This is a genomic window from Peribacillus aracenensis (assembly GCF_025175645.1).
GTDB classification, from domain to species: Bacteria; Bacillota; Bacilli; order Bacillales; family DSM-1321; genus Peribacillus; species Peribacillus aracenensis.
In genome coordinates, this window is sequence record NZ_JANZMJ010000042.1 from 1 (window position 1) to 18,859 (window position 18,859).

Below are 18,859 nucleotides of genomic sequence, written 5' to 3' on the forward strand. Positions count from 1 at the left end.
ATTGAATGATACCTGTTACTTGAGATCGAATCGAAACAGGTACACAAATAATTGTTTTTACATGATGACTCTTTTCAAACAATGAGTTGAATTCTCTATCATTTTGATTGGCATAATAGATGTCATTTAAAAGCTGTTGAAAATGCAGTCATCATGGAGGAAATCGCGAAATTAGCTTATTATACCCAAAGTTTGTCGCCTCAAATTAATTCAATTGATAATCATCTACTAGATAAACACTTTTTAAGAAAACATGGGAAAAATGCGTATTATGGTCAAATTCAAAATGTGAAGAACTAAAAATAGGGAAACTAGAGTACGGGTTGATATGATGCAGTATAAATTGGTAGTACTTGATATGGATGGGACCTTACTGAACAATGAGCACCATGTGTCGAATGCTAATAAAAAAGTCATTCATAGGCTGAAAATAGAGGGGACCAGCGTTGTATTGGCAAGTGGAAGGCCTTATGAATCAATCTATCCTTATGTGAAAGATTTAGATATTGATTTGATTTACCCATCATTGCAGCAAATGGTGCCTTAATTAAAAGTCCTTTAACAAGCGAGGTATATTACTCTTCAGGTTTACCTATCAATTTAGAAGAAATAATAGAATACGGACAAGAAAATCAATTTCCTATAAGTCTATATCTTGACGGCCAAGTGCATACCTTTAACGAAAGCATGGTAAAGATACATTGGGAACTTGAAAAAATAAATGCAAGACTCATAGACAAATTTGTGGGTAATAGAGAATTATTTAAAATCATTTATGCAAATACTCCACAAAAAATCATGTTTGAAGTTGCTGGTCTAGCAATAGCCATGGACAATTCCCCTCAAGAAGTAAAGGATGCAGCGAATTTTGTTACTAAGTCAAATAACGACGATGGCGTTGCCTATGTGTTAGATCGATATATAAACAATGTGAAGGTATAAGACCATGAGAGACCATGGGGACGGTTCTTATAGGGGGCAATCAGAAGTTTTGCGCGCAAAAAGGCACAACTAGTGGATTTCAGCTAGTTGTGCCTTTATTCTATCTTAGCCCTGACACGATCTAAAAAAGAAAATTGTACATTAAGGAAATATTTTACATAAAAATCCGATTCTCGTGTATTTAAAGAATCGGATTTTTATTACTTTCTTTTTATTTTAGTTTCTCGTAATGGACGCCAAATTTTCAAATTAATCTTTTGATTTAAATTCCAAACATAATCGCCTGTAAGTGCGATATGCACCCATCCTAGCAGAGTTCGCTTAGTTACTTACCACCGCGACTTACCCCTATTTTAATAGCACCAGCTTTTGCGGCATTTTATCGCCTGTATCAATTTGTCTCAACTGTTCTTTACGTTGAGGAATTAACAGCTTAAGCAGGACTGACATCTATATAAGAAATTCCAATTGATAAAAAAAATGGGAAGATTATTTATGAAACATGGTAGAATAATATTCTAGTAAAAATGTCATAGGAGGAATTTATTAATGAAAAAATACTTAATGGCTGCAAGTGCTTTTTTGGGGGTACTATGTCTCATCTTGGTTACCGGAGTCTTGAAGGTTTCAGCAAACGTTGGACTGGATTCCATGCAAACAGCAAAGCCCATTAATGTAAATGCTGTTAATTATGCAATTCTTAATGGAAATGGAGATTACGAAGATTATTGGAAATTTACGCTGACAAAACCGGGGCAAGTCACCTTTAACATGAATAACTATCCGGGATATGCATGGGATTTTGAAATCCTGGATGGTAGTGGAAATGAGTTTACAGGTGGAACTACCGATTACAGCAATAAAGCCATGGGTGTAACGGCAAGGAAAGTAGGATTGCCAGCTGGTACATATTACATACATATTGAAGATTATACTAATTCTATTAACAAAACCTATTATTTTGCTGTTAATTTTGCAGAAAATGCAAATGTGGAATACGAATTCAACAATAGTTCAAGTGCAGCAAATAAAATTAAATTAAATACACCTTACGTGGGTGAGATACAAAATTATAGTGATGAGGATTATTATAGATTCACCCTTCCTGAAAGTGGAGCTGTCACTCTCAATATGAGTCAAAAAGCTGGCATCGGATGGAATGCGAGTATTTTAAATTTAGAGGGTGAAGTGCTTAGTGAGTTGACGACAGAATATTCTTCGAACGTTACAAAACCGACGGAACGGACGGTCGGGCTACCTAAAGGAGAGTACTTAATCCATATCGAAGACTATTCCAGTTCAACTCACCAGCCCTATGCCTTTACCGTAAAGTTTGCAAAGTCAACCGCCTATGAAAAGGAATTCAATGACAACGCCCAGCAGGCAAACAGTATTGGATTGGGCAAAAACTATTATGGGCATCTCCAAAGTTACAATGACGCTGATTATTTTACGTTTTTCCTATCAAAACCATCAAGTGTATCTCTAGAGATGGGAAGGAAGCCATCTGTTAGTTGGTATATGAGCCTCTATAATTCAAACGGTGATGAAATGGGATCCTTTAATACGAAGTATGACCAGTTTGCAAATGGAATAGAATTGAAGAGGTATTCCCTTCCTGCAGGGCGGTACTATATATCGGTGAATGATTATACAAATACCCGTAATCATAAATACCAACTGGCTGTAAAAGTTCCAACGCCGTCTTTTAGCAGTAAGTCGGTACAAATAACAAATTATGTAGGCAAATCGGATAGCGTGAAAGTGAGTGCCCTGGCTAAAGGTGATGTAGTGAAGTTGTTCGATTCGAAAGGAAAGCTATTTGCTACATCTAAACCAGTATCAGGTACCTCTACAACTTTTAGCATCAAACAATTAGGAAAGAATGCCGGTTTTATCTATGTGTCGAACACCCGAAGTGGAATGCTTGAGAGTTCTAGAGTAAAGGTATCGTTTAAAGCAGAACCGAAGACACCTAAGCCAAGCGCTTCCAACATTACGATTAAGAATAATAAGGGGAAGTCAGATACAGTAATAGTCAAAGGATTGAAAAAAAGCGATGTTGTAAAACTCTATTCATCCTCCGGGAAGTATCTATCTAGTAAAACATCCACATCTTCCTCTACAACCATAACGGTTAAGCAGTTAGGTAAGGGTTCAGGTTCTGTTTATGTAACAGTGACACGCCCTGGAATGAATGAAAGCGACAAAGTGAAGAAAACATTCAAAGCAGAATAATGCATATTAGAGTTGGGACAGTATAATTAAAGAAAAGGGGGCGGCACTCAAATTGAGAGCCGTCTTTTTAGTAAAAAGAAGAGAATTAGTCATTCTTAAATAGGATGGAAAATTTGCATTGGAATTTTGAATAATCTCATCTTTTTCGTCTCATAAGTTAAGATTACTCTTAATATATAGGCAAGGCTATTTATTTTGGGGTTTTATTACATGTAAGATTTTTTAATGGCCGTTAATATGGATTATTTCCAGAAATAATGCTGTTATTTGTAAAATACATACTTTAAGACGGGACGCATATGAAAAAAACGCAACTAGCTTTAATGTTTCTCTTAATACCTCTGGCAATATTAATTTCTTTTTGGTTTTCGGAAGCCTTATTACGAGGGGAAGATGATTTAGCTATAGATGGTTTTGTTGTAGCCAGAGCCTTAATAATTATTAACACATTACATTTATTAGGGGAATTAGGAGAATTTATTATTAAAAACAAAAAAGATCACCGTACTTAACTTTTTTGACTTTATAATTCTTCTTTGTAATGGTATCCCCATTGTAGATATTAATGGTGTGGTTTTCTCCTGTTTCAACAGCATATTTCACTCTATATCCCATATAGACTCGTCTATTAGGACCAACATCTAATGAATAGTCATTAGCACTTGATTTAGAAAATCCTAGACTGATGCTCAATTCTTTTATACTGCCAGATACAGTCGGACTAAACAAAACAAAAATGGAAATCATTTTGTGATTTCCATTTTTGTTTCTGTATTTTTTAGGTCATAAAATTCGTAGATTAAGTTTTGATCAACCTATTGCAGTTGAATTTCTAATAACTGGAATAAATATAAGGTTTAACATCTTCTCCAACAAATGCTTGCCAAATAATCAATTTTAAAAGGTCGTAATTTAATATACTCCCTTTTTCATTGAGATATATTAAAAAATTCATTTTTTGTTATTGATGGGTTTTTGTATTACCTAATCTATATATTCTTAGGCAGCAAGGCTCATTATCTTGTGAGTTTTAAAGGAAGCCTTTTCACTCCAAAAACGAACGGACTTGGAATTGCCTCCAGCTCAGCCCCTTTTACCCCCTCCAATTTTGCAAAAGTACTTAAAAGTGTCACGAGAGCTACTTCTGCCTCTAGACGTGCAAGCGGGGCACCTAAACAAAAATGAATACCAAACCCGAAACTCAAATGAGGATTTAATTTCCTTTCTAACGTAAACCGATTAGGTTCTGCAAACTTTTGTTCATCCCGGTTTGCCGAACCGACCCAGCAAATTACTTGTTCCCCCTTTTGGATTGTATTGCCCCCAACTTTGACATGTTCCTTTGTAACACGGCCAATTGCCTGTATTGGAGGATAAAAGCGTAGTGTTTCTTCTACCAATTTTGGTATTAAAGGCAGATTTGTCCTAGCTTGTTCTTGAATGTCTTTATCTTCTGTCATGTAGCGTACGGCATTTGTAATCAAATTAGTTGTAGTTTCATTGCCCGCAACTAATAATAAAACACAGAAAGATAGTACCTCTTCTTCTGTTAATTTTTCCCCATCAATTTTTGCTGCTAATAATAGCGAAATTAAATCTTCTTCAGGCTTATTTTTTCTCTCCAAAATTATTTTTTTGAAATATTCTTTAAGAAACTCGTTTCCTTCCTTGCGTTTTTGTGTCATTACTTGGAAGGCTTCACTTGAATTGTCTTTGGCCCCTTCCACGAGAACATCGGAATAGGTTTTAAAAAGATCGCGATCCTTAGTAGGGACCCCCAATAATTCGGCAATTATAATGACAGGCAACGGACCAGCAAGATCATGAACGAGATCCATGGTTTCCTTCTCATTAACTTGATCGAGAAGATAAAGTGTCACTTCTTCTATTTTATTTTTTAAATCCTTCACTGCTTTAGGAGTGAATGCCTTGTTCACTAAGTTTCTCATTTTCGTGTGTCTAGGGGGGTCCATTGTCAAAATGCTTCCTTGAAGAGTTTCAGACCCTCGTTCCGATGAAAATAGTTTTGGATTTTTTAGAATATAATGAACGTCTTCATATCGGAACACATCCCAGCAGCTTCGATCCTCGTCGTACCTTACAGGAGTATTTTGTCGTAAACTATTAAAGATTGGAAAAGGAAATAATTGATCTGCGTTCGAAGCAATTTCGCTCATGGGGATGAGATTAGCATACTGCTCCACTGCGCTTGTTGAGTTACGTTCTTGTGTCATGGTTTCATCTCTCCTTTTATTGTGACTAATATTCAAACAGAAAATAGTCATGAACCGGTTCATTAACTAAGATAACAAACTCGTAATTTGGTTTCAATTGACATAAATTGAGATATTTTTCAATAAGAAGAAAGTAATAACTCGGGAATCCTGATGTTTGATCCAAACCTCTTTTGAATTGCTTAGCTTCTCGTTTAAGGTCATGCCGGTACCCCAAGTCATGCCAGTACACTATATTTACTGCACCCCTATCCACTATTATTTTAAGTCTGCCGCTGAAGTTTTTACCTGAAGCAATAGGTGGGTTTCTGAAAAGGGTGTGTCAATCTAGGGATGCTGGCTGCAGATAAGGGAAATTTCATAATTATCGTCAGAAAAGAAGTCGTATAAATGGATCTAATAGTTGGAGGGGTATGTCAGCTGGAATCGTTCTCTTTTCCTGATAGCCCCCATCATCCACTTCAAGATTCAGAAAAAGAAAACATTCATTCGAACCTATCCGTGTTGAGGAGTTAACAGGAAAGAGGTTTACTTCTTTTTGTGATCCGGATGATCTGCCTCTTGAAATATATGAAAAGTAGCAATTACAAGCTTAGTTAGGAAAATGCTTGAAACTTTAAGACAAGAAGCTTTTTTGGCGAGGTAAAACTTGGTTGAATTCAATAGCTGAAAAGCGGTTGAAAAGCAATATCGCTACATTAGTGTTATTCGGGTGATTCACGATTTCAGAACTATTTGACCCTACAATAAAAGGTAAAAAGGGTGACAGTATTTAGATTAGGCGTTCACTTCCTTATTTCCCATATTTCCTTCAGCTCCCAACAAGCTCACTTTATCCAAGTAGGGCTTAATTTATTTTTCAGAAACATAAAAGGGGCTGTTAGTAATCTATTAAGTACTATACAGATTTCCAGGAAGCTTCATAAGATATTAAAGGAGGTACAGGCAATGAAAGAAATTAATTAAAGCGGGAAATAACCGTTTTCGCCTAGTAACAGGTACATTTCCGGATAAAGAAACCTCCGAAATAATAGCTGAAGAACTGAAATAAGTTATGGCTGGATTGGCTATATAATCCTGGAAAAAGTGAAAAATACTGAAAAGAAATAGTTAACTACCAAAAGGATTTGTTGAAATAGGGAAATTAGTAGAGAGGATGACTGAATTGAAATTACAAGAAATAAAAGGATCTTATGATGTAATCATTAGCCTAGGCAGTTGGTGTGGACCTTCCCTTAATTTAAGGCGGCATAATTTGAGGCGGTTTTCATTTCCCCTTGATTGGGTTGTATCTAATTCACTCCCGGATGTAAGCAGATTATTGAAGGACAGATTTGTCGGATTTATGGACTTAAACAATCTGAAGCAGGTAGATGGCATCGCCTCTTATCTCGATGATGGAGATGCGGTTTTTTCTGATGAAGGCGGTAAGCAGCAAAACGCGCATTTTATCCAAGATACCTATTATAATATTATTTCAGTACATGATTTCCCAATAATACCTAACCAAGATTGGGTTCATCTTTACCCTGCTTACAAAGAAAAACTTAATTACCGAATAAATAAGTTTATTGAAATAATTTCAAATAGCAAATCCGTCTTATTTGTTAGATGGGGAGCCGTTTCCGTTCGCGAAGCAGTGGAATTGCAATCCGTCTTGTCTGAATTGATACCGGGGAAATTCAATATTCTCTTCCTTGATCCAATAGTTGGGTTAAAAGGTGTTAATGAAGTCGACTGGGGGATCAAAGGCATTTGTACAGTGCAAGTACCAAGCGATGGTCCTAATGATGATTCTATGTGGGATTATGTTTATTATGGACTAACCTTAACGAAAACCTATTCTTAGTATTGATTTTGCTTCTTTTATTCAAACTTTTAAGTTGGAGAAGCATTAATGCACTGACAACTTAGTCTTTTTCGTTATTTGAAGGATGAAACAGAAGAGTTATTTTTATTGAAGCAGAAAATTATTTCTTTAGGGATAAAGAACACTCATGATTTTAAAAGAGTGTTTTTTTGTGCAGAAGTCCGCTGAATTATCTAAATTTTCCGAAATTACAATTGACCATAACGGGACAGCTGATTTAGAATTGATATGTATATGAAATTATGTTTTGTATATAAAACCAAAATAAGGAGGAATAGTAATATCTTTTATGGACAATTTTCAATTGAACTAAAATTATATTTGATTTGGGGAGGTAAGTAATATGTTTAAGAATAAATTGGCGTTCGTTCTGCTTTGTTTAGTGTTTATAGTATCTGGATGCAGTTCAAGTGACGAAACTACTACAGAAAATAAGGGGAGTTCAGGAGGAAAAGCGATTAAGCTTACTTTTACGGAACCTGCACGGTTGTTGTCAGTTGCCCCTTTATATGTAGCCATCGAGCAAGGATTTTTTGAAAAAGAAGGAATTGAAGCTGAGATTGTATCTGGTGGTGGAGGAGCACAAGTCATTGCTTCTGTATTATCGGGAGAAGCTCAATTTGCCGTCTCAGGTCCTCGAAGTATGTTCACTCCTCTTGACAAAGGTGAAGATTTAATGGCGATTCAATCTTTAAATTCAGCGCTAACCTATCAAATTACACTCTCTAATCAATATCTAAAGAAAAAGAAAGTTTCTAAAGACTCATCACTTGAAGATAGAGTTGCTTCTTTGAACGGCGCAACTATCGGTACAAATCTTGTTGGCGATTCTGGAGACGTATACACCCGATATTTAATGCAAATGCATGGTGTTGATCCCAATACTCTTAAAGCAGTCAAATTAGCAGGAGATGGATCGAAGATTGGAGGTATGCAGGAGGGAGTTGTTGACGGGGGGATAGCATCACCTCCAATGGGTTTACAAGCGGAAAGTAAAGAGGTTGGTGAGATTGTAATCAATACAAGTGAAGAGCCAATGTATGGGAATATGGTCTGGGAAGCTGTTTTTGCTAAAAAAGAATATTTAGAAGAAAATCACGAAACATCCTTGAAAGTAGTTCGGGCAATAGGGAAAGGTATGGAATTCACACGTAATCATCCAAGAGAGGCAGCCGAATCAATCATATCTTATTTTGATGGAATTGATGTCGATATTCTAGAGGAATCAATTATCGGATTGAAAAACACTTTTAAAGGCTATGGAGAAATGAATCAAGAAGCTTGGGATAATGCCCAGGATCCATTAGTTGAATTTGGCAAGTTGTCAGGCGTTTCTACTAAACAGGATACTACTGAAGATGTTATTTGGACAAATGGTTATATAGAAGAAGCTTTTAAAAAATAATTAGCTAGAAGGGAGATGATAGTCAAGATGGAAAATGCACAACTTGAAAAGTTCAAATTGTCCACTCGTTTTTTGGATGTTACTTACGTAAACAATAAAACTGGTACAGAAGTGATTGCCCTGCAGAATATAAACTTACAAATCAAAGATGGTGAATTTATATGTATTGTAGGGCCGAGCGGCTGTGGGAAAACCACTTTTTTAAATACTGTAGTTGGATTACTGAAGCCAAGTAAGGGAGAAATTCTATTAGATCAGCAAAAAATTGATGGTCCCGGCAAGGACAGGGCAATGGTCTTTCAAAACCCTAGTCTATTACCTTGGAGAACAGTTTTGGAAAATGTTCTCTATGGAGTTGAACTGCAAAAGCAAGTAACCGCATTGAAAAAGAAAGAGGCCAAAGAATTTATTGAAATGGTCGGTTTAAAAGGTTATGAAAATCATTATCCCCACGAATTGTCAGGAGGGATGCAGCAAAGGGTAAACTTGGCTCGAGCATTAACGGTAAACCCGTCATTAATATTGCTGGATGAACCTTTTTCGGCATTAGACGCACAAACCAGGGAATTTATGCAAGGTGAGTTACTTAGAATATGGGATGAGACAAAAAAGACAAGTCTTTTTATTACACACCAAATTGATGAAGCGGTATTTTTAGCTGATCGAGTTTTTGTTTTTGGGGCAAGACCAGGCCGTGTAGTGGAGGTTGTGGATGTTGATATACCTAGACCGAGAGATCTCCGGGTGAAGCGCAGCCCGGAATTTTTAGAGTTTGTAGATCATATATGGTCCATTATTGAACAGGAGTCTTCAAAACAAGGTTTCGATAATAAAGAAAAATAATAAAGGGAAAGGAGAATAATATGACGAAGGGTACGATCCAACTTACACAATCAAAGCACAAGATAAAAAAGGCGAAGAAAATAAAAAAAGAAAAGAAGTCATTTTTTATCAGTGTTGCTTCTGTTGTAATATTCCTGTTGCTTTGGGAAGTTGCTTCTCAAAATGAATGGATAAATCCATTGTTCATTAGCTCACCAATTGAAATTGCACAAGCGGCAGTCTTAATGGTCCAAGAAATTTCTTTTTGGGAAAATATGAAGGTAAGTGGTTACGAATTTATTGCAGGCTTTGTTTTAGCCATACTTATTGGTATTCCAATTGGTGTGTTATCGGGCTGGAATTCCAACTTTAATGCTGTAGTTAATCCTTTCATTTCAGGATTATATGTAACTCCTAAAGTCGCCCTTTTACCAGTGATCATAATTGCGTTCGGAATAGGCCCAGCATCAAAAATTGTTATAGTATTTTTGATGGCCTTCTTTCCAATAGTGATGAGCGCTCAAAAAGCAATGTTAACATTAGATCAAAACTTAATAAAAGCAGCAAGAACATTTAGTGCAAGTGAATTTCAAATTTTTAAAACGATTGCTTTGCCTTCGACGGTACCATTCCTTTTAAACGGTATTCGCTTAGGTATTGGTCAAGGATTAATTGCTGTAGTTGTAGGTGAATTATTCGCTTCGACAGCTGGTATCGGATATCAATTGACAAGCAATGGTCAAAATCTACAAACAGATCGTATGTTTGTTGGAGTGTTGGTCATTACGATTACGGGAATCATTCTTACTTCATTATTAGGCATTATTGAAAGACGCTATTCATCTTGGAAACCAGAAAATAGTTAATTAAATTAATTATGCAGACTGTAGCCAGACTCAAGAAAATCGAGTTTGGCTACAGTTTTTTTATTAAAAATCGTTCCAGTTGATTTCAGAAATCCGCTCCCTTTCCGCCGACTGTCTGCCAAGCCTCCTGGCCGCAAGCGGCTGCGGTGTCTCGGCTAGCCAGTAATTCGGCAGGAGTGTCGCAAATTTCTTCAATCCGCAAAGGATTAACCCTTCACTTCGTTCAGTTTCAGCCTTACAGCCCCAAGGATTCAAGCCTATTTCCACTAAGTTTAAATTATGAGTTTGCCATAATCTTCGCTAATACTAAAAAAGCGAGGGATTATCGTAAATGAACCTTTCATTAAAAGACTACATTACAGAAAATGAAATCCAAAATTATAGCAAGACAACCGTCAAGAATAAGAAGGCTATTCTTCAACAGTTTGAAAGATGGTTATGGGAAACATTCCAGATTGAATTAGATGATGCCACCACTAGACATGTTAAACGGTGGATTAAATATCTTCTCGATAAGGAAATCAAAGCAAATACCATTAACACCAAACTAAAGACCTTAACCAACTTCTATAAGTTCTGTATTAAAGAAAAGATACTGAAGGATAACCAGTTGGAAGACATAGAACTACTGAAGGAAGAGAAAGTCATGATTAAACCGTTCAGCCTTCAGGATATTGAAAAGATGATTGGGTTTTATTGTGGCAGTAACTTTATGGATGTTAGGAACAAAACTATTTTGACCTGCCTATTTGAGACTGGAATACGGTCAGCAGAGTTATCAGGGCCTAAATTAGAGGATGTATTTGATGATGCCCTTTTGATAAGGGGTAAAGGTAACAAGCAAAGATTAGTACCTGTAAGCTTAGAATTAAAGCGTCAGTTGAATAAATATAGAAGGGCAAGGGAGAAGTACCTAAAAGGTGAGGAATGCCCGTTTCTATTCGTCTGCACCCGTACTAAAGGGGGAGGTTTACGGAAAGATGATAAGCCTATTGGAAGAATGGGGCATGATGCAGTATTAAACGTTGTTAAACGGTCAGGAAAAGCCTGTGGGGTAGATGTGAAGCTTTTAGTACACTCATGTAGGAGAGAAAGCTACGCACAAATCTCTCTAGGGCATACAGACCTTTATACGGTGTCTAGGCTACTAGGACATAACCAGTTAGCTACAACAGAGAAGTATATTCAATCAATGGAAGATAAGACCGTACTGGAAAGAGGAAGGAACGCTTCACCGTTAACACTCTTAGAAAGAGATATTCATAATTAAAAAAAGTTAAAAGCCTACCTATTAACGGTAGGTTCTTTTTTACCCAACAATGACCCTGATAAGCCCCGAAATGCCTCATATTAGCTTTATCAAAGCATCAGGTTTCTTTTATATAGGCTCTTTTCGTTAAGATTGTTGTTTTTAAAACGAGACTATTTAAGGTTGATTGGGGTGGAAGTGCGAGACTCCTGCGGGAGCAGCGGGACAGGGGAGACCCCACAGGCGTTTACGCCGAGGAGGCTCACCGCCCGCCCCGCGGAAAGCGAGCATCTGAAGGGGAAATCAACCACACCGGATTACGGTATGCGGAAACAGCCTTTATATAAAAACTAAAGATTGTGAGGATTTGTACTTAAATTAACGGGGCAGTTTAGTGGAAGAAGGAATCTATAAAAAAGTATTTGCTTATGTAAACTAAAAATGGCATGGTTTTTCCATACCGTATTGAAATAATTTATACTTTGAAAGTCTTACCATTAATATTAATTTCTATTTCCTCTTTTTCCCTTTTTGCTTGGGAACTTTATCTCGTTTTATACGGCTTGTATTCGGTGTGAAAGGATGGCGAGGTTCAGGAGGACCAATTTCGACTGATTCTTTAATCGGACTTAAGACATCTGCTATTTTGTTTTCATCAATACCATATGAAAGTTGATAAACCTCTGGCGGTGTTAATCGTAGCATATTAGAACCTAATGCAGTTTCAAATTGGTCATTGTTAAAAAAGAGGTGCATATGCAATTTTTCTGACTTAGGTGTAATCCAATGAAACCAACCCATTGGAATAAAAACAACTTGACCAGGTTTCGCAATATAGTTATGCAATTTATTGGTATCAGGGTCAATAATGGAAATTTGGGCTTCACCAGAAATTACAACGTCTAACTCCCATGAGTTAGGATGCCAATGAGGTTCCCGAATATGTCCCTTTGTAAGATAAACATCAGCAAAAGCACCTCCAACTATTGCGGGGAGTTGAGTGGAAGTAACTTTATATATGACATTTTCGGCGTCTTTTTCGAACTCAATATTATCCTTAGAATCAAAAAAGAGATTAGGTGTTCCACTTGTTTTTTTTATGTTTGTATTATCAGGGACAAACCCGGACTTTCCCATGAATTTTCCTCCCATTATCCTTAAATTTTTTAAAAAATCGGGATAAAAACGTGTCACTTGTAATGTTATATGTGGGAGTAAAATGTAATGTGAATCCAAATAAGCCTTATCCATAAAGTAAGATTGTGAAGAGTTTCACTTAACAAACGAGGGCGTTTCTACAACAAGGTGGAGACGCTTTTTCTTTATATAGGATTCCAGCCAAAACGGTTAATCTTTTTTGTTTCGCCAATTTATCCTGAGAAAAAATAAAAATAGATGCCCCGATTTATTTTTGAAAAATGTATTAGATATTAATATCCACCTGCTAATTGTTGGTAAAATTAAACATCCCCATCCAACCTCCCATTTTTAACCGACCCCTCTTGTTTATTCCATACTGTTAATGAAATGAAATCATGTTAATTAATGTTAATAAATTCGGATGGATGTATATGGTAATAGTGTTATTATATTGCACTATGTAATTAAATGGGTTTATTGGTAATAGCTGTAGATAAGAAATATAAGGTAATGTATTGGTGATATATGGATATAGATGCATGATATACCGTTACATCCTACGGTTATAAATATCCAGTTATATAAGGAAAATAATAACTATATTGGTAAGGAACGGGGGTATAGGGTCTACTGAATAAGTTATTATATTTATACCTGTTATTGTATGTGATATTCACTACTACCAAACATTCCCCTAGTATATTAAAAATAATCTTCTATGGATTACAGGAAAAAAACATGAAGGATAATGCAGGTATAACCCAGTTTTTAGGGTTTACAATTGAGTATTGCCTCCAGGCACTCACTTTCCACATGAGGTTCGCCCTCGGCACGTTTGGCCTGTGCAGTCTCCCCTGGACACGTTTTTCCCGCTGGAGTCTCGCACACCCTCTCCAATCAACTTTGTATTACTTTTTTCTAGAACTTTGTGAGTAAACATTTTTCTACCCTGATCCATCTATAAAGAGTTCCAATCCAATCTCATATTTAATAAAATTTCGTCAGCGATGATTACATCCCAGAATGTACTCTGATTCGTTATTTTTACTGTTCCACTTCACAGCGAGATAGAAATTTTATTGAAGTTCTCACGAATCCATGATACCTTCAGTTTATAGTGAATGGTTGGGAGGAATAGGTTTTGAACACTAAGGCGTTTTTATTGGCATCAATTACAGTTATTATTTGGGGATCTACTTTCGCTGCTATTCGTGCAAGCTTGCATGGCGGATATTCAGCCGGCCATTTGGTACTTGTGCGTTATCTTATAGCTTCAGGGATTTTTGTCCTTTATGCTCTATGGCCTGGGGTGAAATTTCGACTCCCGAAAAAAGAGGATTTGCTTAGGATATCGATCCTTGCATTTATTGGTATTAGTATTTATCATATCGGGGTGACATTCGGGGAACAAACCGTTTCGGCGGGAACGGCTGGAATGCTGATTGGCTCAGCACCTGTTTTCATCGCGATCATTGCTTCGTTCGTATTAAAAGAACGCCTCGGCCTATTCGGATGGATTGGTTTAGGTATAGGATTCACAGGGATCACTCTAATAACATTAGGTACTGCAGGCCCTTCCCTGAACATTTCAGAAGGTGCCTTTTTAGTGCTGATGTCTGCTATTGCTTCTGCAGTGTTTTTTGTTTTCCAAAAGCCGCTGTTTAGCCGCTATAATCCGATTGAATTGACAGCCTATTTCACATGGATCGGTACAATACCCTTTTTCATATTTTTTCCTGGGCTATTTCAAGAAATTCAACATGCTACAATGGAAGGTCATTTATCAGCGGTTTTTGTTGGTATTTTTCCTGCGGCCATTGGTTATGTAACTTGGGCAGTCGCACTTTCATTAGGAAAAGCCAGTTCCGTTTCCAGCTTGTTATACCTTGAACCTGTGATTGCCATTTTCGTCGCTTGGGTTTGGCTGCGGGAGGTGCCTAGTACTCTTTCAGTCATTGGCGGCGGAATTGCGATATTAGGGGTTCTCGTCGTTAATGGGTTCGGAAAGTATAAATCGGTAATGAAAAAAGCAGTATGATAGTTGTTTAAACCAACTGGAAAAATCGCATCATTTTAAATCCATCATGAAGAATGAACGTATATCCTTCTTGAAAAACTCAACACATAGGAGGGCACCAAATAAAGGAATTCACCCAGGTTGCTGAGATCGATCAGTTACACCTTACACCTGGGGAATTGGATTTTTTCCTCCTCTTTTCATTACTTAAAATTAAATCTATTCTTAAAGTCCCAATCCAATTTAAATGAATTATATTCACCTGTTAAAAATTTATAATCGATATAGGACTTTTCTTTTTTAGACATTTCGTCGACAAATGGCGAATAGGTCCGGAATACCAATACATCTTTCTTTTCATCAAACTCAACAAGTCTTAGCCAGCCATTACCCCCTCGATAATTCGTTTGGTAATTGACCAGCATTTGAATGACATCATTTCCTGCTGCATTATGTTTTACCCGATGTGTTATCCCAAAATAATGCCCATTAACCGTCATGAACACTTGATTATGGTCCTTTACAAGTTCATTCCAAATCAGCCGGCCATTAGACGACTCGACGGCGAGAGTTTTATCATCCTTAAGCTTCGGAAAGATAATATCATGTGAGACGAGGATTGTCGGTTTATCTTTATGTAGATCTAGAACCTTTTTTGACCATTCCAGGTCCTTATGCAGATTTTTCATATCGACTATCAAGACTAAGTATTCATAACTCCCTGCCTTGGCGATTGCATATGAGCTATACCCAGAGGGAGACGACCCCTTATAGTATTTTTTATTCAAAAAACGCTGCGGCCCATAATGTGTTAAGAAAGGGTCTCCGTCCGCATAGTCATGATTCCCGGCCGCCATCATATATGGAACATCCTTTTTATCCAAAAGGGAAATGGCACCGAGGGAATTCTGCCATTGTTTTTCTAAATCACTATCGATTATGTCCCCAACAAATGTATTCATGATAATATTATTCTTCTTAGTGTTATTGGAAATCCAGTTCATTTGGCTATTGAATATCTCTGGATTTTGACTTGAATATTTCTGGGTATCTGGAACAAAAAGAAAATTATAATTCTTCTTATTCGTTAGAAAGGGTAAAGCTTTGTTTGATCCTTCGAATGGTTCATCGTCACGGGCATCTTGCACAAGCCATTCTTTTTCGGTTAAAGCCTTTCTAGCAACTCGGATTTCCTGGATATTCCCTTTGAATAGTGCATTAAACTTATTTCCCCACTCAGATGCCCCGATGTTCCAGCCTTTACCTTTAACTGCTGCAATACCTATTACTTTTTCTGATTTTCCGTAATCACTTATGCCGTTCAATGTTAAAGTCGTCGTGTCACCATCATTAACAACTGCCAAATGGTACCATTCATCAGCATTTAATGATCGAGACCAATTGCTTACACTATAATTTAAATTAGATGGATGACTTATCCAATGGATTTTTTGATCACTGGATACAGTTAAAGAAGAAAGGATTTTCTTTTCGCCTTCCATTTTATTAAGATCTGCGGCCTGTCCTTGTCTAGAGAAAAGCCCCATGAGACTCTTGGAATCACTTGGCAACTTAAAAATCGCTTCAATGGTAAAGCCCTTATCGAATTTCTCCGAATTGATAGGTGCATCCTTTTGGGTTTTGAAATACCTACCTGTAGGGGCATTTTCGTAATTAGCGAACTCCAAGCTATTCACTTTTTCTTCATCATGATAATCTTCTTCAGACCATTGAATCATTTTATTTAATTCAGGCGAGGCAGGATCACCAATCGTCACCAGCTCTAAATCATTTCCATGCTTGCTTGAATCTTCTATAATTAAATTACCTTTATCGATTGAACCGCTTTTAACATGTTGTTTTGTGAATTTCCAATTTGCTACGATATTGCTTCGATTATTTTCAGCAACGGAATCAGCCGATTTGGCAATGCCAGGAACAATCATACATAAGAGTGAGAGACCTATTAATGCTTTTTTCATTCTCACAAAACATTCACCCCAATACATTTTGATTAAGCGATATACATTTACCCTTTTAGACTACCTGGATTAATTTGTAGCGAACTAAGCCTAGGTAGAATTCCGTATAGCTGCAATATGGTATAGTTTGCTTATCTTCTCGATAACTTATTAAGGTTGAGTAAAAAAGACTTATTCTTTTAAAGGGAATTAGGAGATAAGTCCTGATATGTACAAATTATCTTGTTGAAATCAAGGATTACAACTAATTGTCAAAAGAGATTTGCAGTAATTTGGATTTCAGATGGCGAGGTAGGAAATAAGCAACGTGTTAGTATAAAGACAGGAATTTTTATCAAGAAAATGAGGTGAATATAATGGTGGGAAGGAGATAGGTAGCCTCCTGTAATAGAAGTGGTATTAATCTTAGGAGGCAATCTTGAATTATAGGAGATGTATGACTGTGAAACAAAACAAATATGATGATGCAAATTTCTTTTCTGCGTATGAGCAAATGCCACGATCGGTCAAAGGACTTGAAGCTGCTGGAGAATGGCATGTACTAAAAGAGCTAATGCCAAATCTGCATAATAAGAGTGTACTTGATTTGGGATGCGGTTTCGGCTGGCATTGCCGATTTGCCCGAGAGCAACAGGCCAGTTCCGTCGTTGGTGTGGATATTTCCGGCAACATGCTACAAAGAGCACGTGAAAAAACGGATGATCCTTCCATTTTATATATGAAAATGCCCATTGAAGACATCGATTTTTCCGGTTTTGAATTTGATGTGGTTATCAGTTCGTTGGCTTTTCATTACATTGAGTCCTATGAGTCAATCTGTAAAAAGGTCCATGATTGTTTAAAGCCTGGAGGCGCTTTTGTATTCTCGGTTGAACATCCAATCTTTACTTCCCGCAAAGAACAAGCTTGGTATGTAGATGATAACGGAAATCATCTGCATTGGCCAGTTGACAATTATCAATTCGAAGGTGTGAGAGAAACAACCTTCTTAGCCGAAAACGTAGTCAAGTATCATCGTACGATTTCAACATATATAAATGACTTGATTGGTGCTGGATTCAGCATAAGAGCCGTAAAGGAACCGATGCCATCTGATGAATTGTTAAAAAGTGTTCCTGAAATGAAAGATGAAAATCGAAGGCCCATGTTTTTAATGATTTCAGCAGTAAAGGAACCGAATTCTATGAATGAAGGAATCAAGTAAACGGCAAAAAGGCGTCTCTACGAAAGTAGGGACGCCTTTTTGCTATTATCATTATTTCTTTATACATTTAAAGCGTTGATTATCGGCTTTAATTAGGTAATGATTAAATCAGTAACGTATGAAAAAGGGATTTTGGGGAGGGATATTGGTTGGAGAAGGTATTTCCGCTTATTGAAACACGACGATTGATCTTAAGGGTAGTAACAATAGAAGACGCGGGTGATATGTTTAAATATTTATCTGATATAGATGTAGTGAAGCCAATGGGGTTAGATCCGTGCCAAACAGTAAATGACGTATGGGATGAAATTAAATGGTACGAATCTATATTCCAGGAAGGTACGGGAATCAGATGGGGAATTACATTGAAAGAATCCGGTAAGGTTTTAGGAAGTTGCGGTTTTCTGAATATGGTCACCAAGCATCATCGAGCTGAAATTGGATATGAGTTAAGTAAGGATCATTGGGGGAAAGGCATTGCTAGTGAAGCATTGGAAGCCGTTGTTAAGTATGGTTATCGCCACTTTCACCTGGAAAGGATTGAAGCGTTAATTGAACCTGATAATCTCCCATCCCAAAAACTTGTGGAAAAACAAGGATTTAGAAGAGAAGGATTGCTAAGGCATTATGAATATACTTGTGGTAAATTCGATGATTTATATATGTACTCACTCATAAAAGAAGATTTTAATGATATTTCCTTTAATTCTTTATCATGATTTTAAAAGAAAATTTGGTCATGTTTTTTACTTTTGTTTATAAAATTTGTACGTAGGGAACTCGCTTTCCGTGGGCGATCGGGGAACCTCCTCGGCGGTCTTTGCGCCTGTGGGGTCTCCCCTAGACACGCTCCACGCAGGAGTCTCGAACACTCGATCCAATCAACTTTG

16 protein-coding genes are annotated in these 18,859 nt (G+C 37.0%); 12 read left to right on the forward strand and 4 right to left on the reverse strand.

Annotated elements, in window-relative coordinates:
• The first annotated feature begins 328 nt into the window (after positions 1 to 328).
• The 4 genes from N0M92_RS26230 to N0M92_RS26245 all read left to right on the forward strand — a co-directional run bounded on the left by N0M92_RS26230 (position 329) and on the right by N0M92_RS26245 (position 3,692).
• Positions 329 to 547, forward strand: coding sequence for an HAD family hydrolase (locus N0M92_RS26230; protein ID WP_260288568.1), 219 nt, complete (start codon positions 329 to 331; stop codon positions 545 to 547).
• Entirely contained in the window at positions 547 to 942 is a 396-nt protein-coding gene (locus tag N0M92_RS29550; RefSeq protein WP_260288606.1) for an HAD hydrolase family protein, read from the forward strand. Before N0M92_RS26230 ends, N0M92_RS29550 begins: the two co-directional genes overlap by 1 nt.
• A gap of 549 nt (positions 943 to 1,491) precedes the next feature.
• On the forward strand, positions 1,492 to 3,180 hold the full coding sequence (locus N0M92_RS26240) for a hypothetical protein (RefSeq protein ID WP_260288569.1): 1,689 nt from the start codon (positions 1,492 to 1,494) through the stop codon (positions 3,178 to 3,180).
• Positions 3,181 to 3,479: 299 nt separating this feature from the next.
• A complete protein-coding gene (locus N0M92_RS26245; protein ID WP_260288570.1) occupies positions 3,480 to 3,692 on the forward strand; it encodes a hypothetical protein in 213 nt (70 codons plus the stop codon).
• 504 nt (positions 3,693 to 4,196) lie between these two features.
• Here N0M92_RS26245 and N0M92_RS26250 read toward each other — a convergent pair.
• A complete protein-coding gene (locus N0M92_RS26250) occupies positions 4,197 to 5,414 on the reverse strand; it encodes a cytochrome P450 (RefSeq protein WP_260288571.1) in 1,218 nt (405 codons plus the stop codon).
• 1,156 nt (positions 5,415 to 6,570) lie between these two features.
• Between N0M92_RS26250 and N0M92_RS26260 the strand changes: the two genes are divergently transcribed.
• The 4 genes from N0M92_RS26260 (at position 6,571) to N0M92_RS26275 (ending at position 10,377) form a co-directional block, all read left to right on the forward strand.
• The gene (locus N0M92_RS26260; RefSeq protein ID WP_311202605.1) at positions 6,571 to 7,263 is read left to right on the forward strand and encodes a DUF1796 family putative cysteine peptidase; all 693 of its coding nucleotides are present in this window, start codon (positions 6,571 to 6,573) and stop codon (positions 7,261 to 7,263) included.
• Positions 7,264 to 7,627: 364 nt separating this feature from the next.
• A complete protein-coding gene (locus N0M92_RS26265) occupies positions 7,628 to 8,689 on the forward strand; it encodes an ABC transporter substrate-binding protein (RefSeq protein ID WP_260288573.1) in 1,062 nt (353 codons plus the stop codon).
• A gap of 27 nt (positions 8,690 to 8,716) precedes the next feature.
• A complete protein-coding gene (locus N0M92_RS26270) occupies positions 8,717 to 9,532 on the forward strand; it encodes an ABC transporter ATP-binding protein (protein WP_260288574.1) in 816 nt (271 codons plus the stop codon).
• Positions 9,533 to 9,552: 20 nt separating this feature from the next.
• The gene (locus N0M92_RS26275; RefSeq protein WP_260288575.1) at positions 9,553 to 10,377 is read left to right on the forward strand and encodes an ABC transporter permease; all 825 of its coding nucleotides are present in this window, start codon (positions 9,553 to 9,555) and stop codon (positions 10,375 to 10,377) included.
• A 63-nt stretch (positions 10,378 to 10,440) separates the two neighbouring features.
• Here N0M92_RS26275 and N0M92_RS26280 read toward each other — a convergent pair whose 3' ends face one another.
• A complete protein-coding gene (locus tag N0M92_RS26280; RefSeq protein ID WP_260288576.1) occupies positions 10,441 to 10,632 on the reverse strand; it encodes a hypothetical protein in 192 nt (63 codons plus the stop codon).
• A 76-nt stretch (positions 10,633 to 10,708) separates the two neighbouring features.
• Here N0M92_RS26280 and N0M92_RS26285 point away from each other — a divergent pair, with 76 nt between their 5' ends.
• Positions 10,709 to 11,647 carry a tyrosine-type recombinase/integrase gene (locus N0M92_RS26285; RefSeq protein WP_260288577.1) on the forward strand — a complete coding sequence of 313 codons (939 nt, stop codon included), beginning with the start codon at positions 10,709 to 10,711 and terminating at the stop codon, positions 11,645 to 11,647.
• Positions 11,648 to 12,136: 489 nt separating this feature from the next.
• Here N0M92_RS26285 and N0M92_RS26290 read toward each other — a convergent pair whose 3' ends face one another.
• Positions 12,137 to 12,763, reverse strand: coding sequence for a cupin domain-containing protein (locus tag N0M92_RS26290; RefSeq protein ID WP_260288578.1), 627 nt, complete (start codon positions 12,761 to 12,763; stop codon positions 12,137 to 12,139).
• Between the two features lie 1,144 nt (positions 12,764 to 13,907).
• On the opposite strand from N0M92_RS26290, the gene N0M92_RS26295 reads away from it, so the two are divergent.
• Positions 13,908 to 14,804 (forward strand): DMT family transporter, encoded by an 897-nt coding sequence (locus tag N0M92_RS26295; RefSeq protein ID WP_260288579.1) that lies wholly within the window; start codon positions 13,908 to 13,910, stop codon positions 14,802 to 14,804.
• A gap of 182 nt (positions 14,805 to 14,986) precedes the next feature.
• Here N0M92_RS26295 and N0M92_RS26300 read toward each other — a convergent pair whose 3' ends face one another.
• Positions 14,987 to 16,765: a LamG-like jellyroll fold domain-containing protein gene (locus tag N0M92_RS26300; RefSeq protein ID WP_260288607.1), complete on the reverse strand. Its 1,779-nt coding sequence runs from the start codon at positions 16,763 to 16,765 to the stop codon at positions 14,987 to 14,989.
• 442 nt (positions 16,766 to 17,207) lie between these two features.
• On the opposite strand from N0M92_RS26300, the gene N0M92_RS26305 reads away from it, so the two are divergent.
• Both N0M92_RS26305 and N0M92_RS26310 read left to right on the forward strand, forming a co-directional pair.
• Positions 17,208 to 17,969 (forward strand): class I SAM-dependent methyltransferase, encoded by a 762-nt coding sequence (locus tag N0M92_RS26305; RefSeq protein ID WP_260288580.1) that lies wholly within the window; start codon positions 17,208 to 17,210, stop codon positions 17,967 to 17,969.
• A gap of 149 nt (positions 17,970 to 18,118) precedes the next feature.
• Positions 18,119 to 18,688, forward strand: coding sequence for a GNAT family N-acetyltransferase (locus N0M92_RS26310; protein ID WP_260288581.1), 570 nt, complete (start codon positions 18,119 to 18,121; stop codon positions 18,686 to 18,688).
• The last annotated feature ends 171 nt before the right edge of the window (positions 18,689 to 18,859 follow it).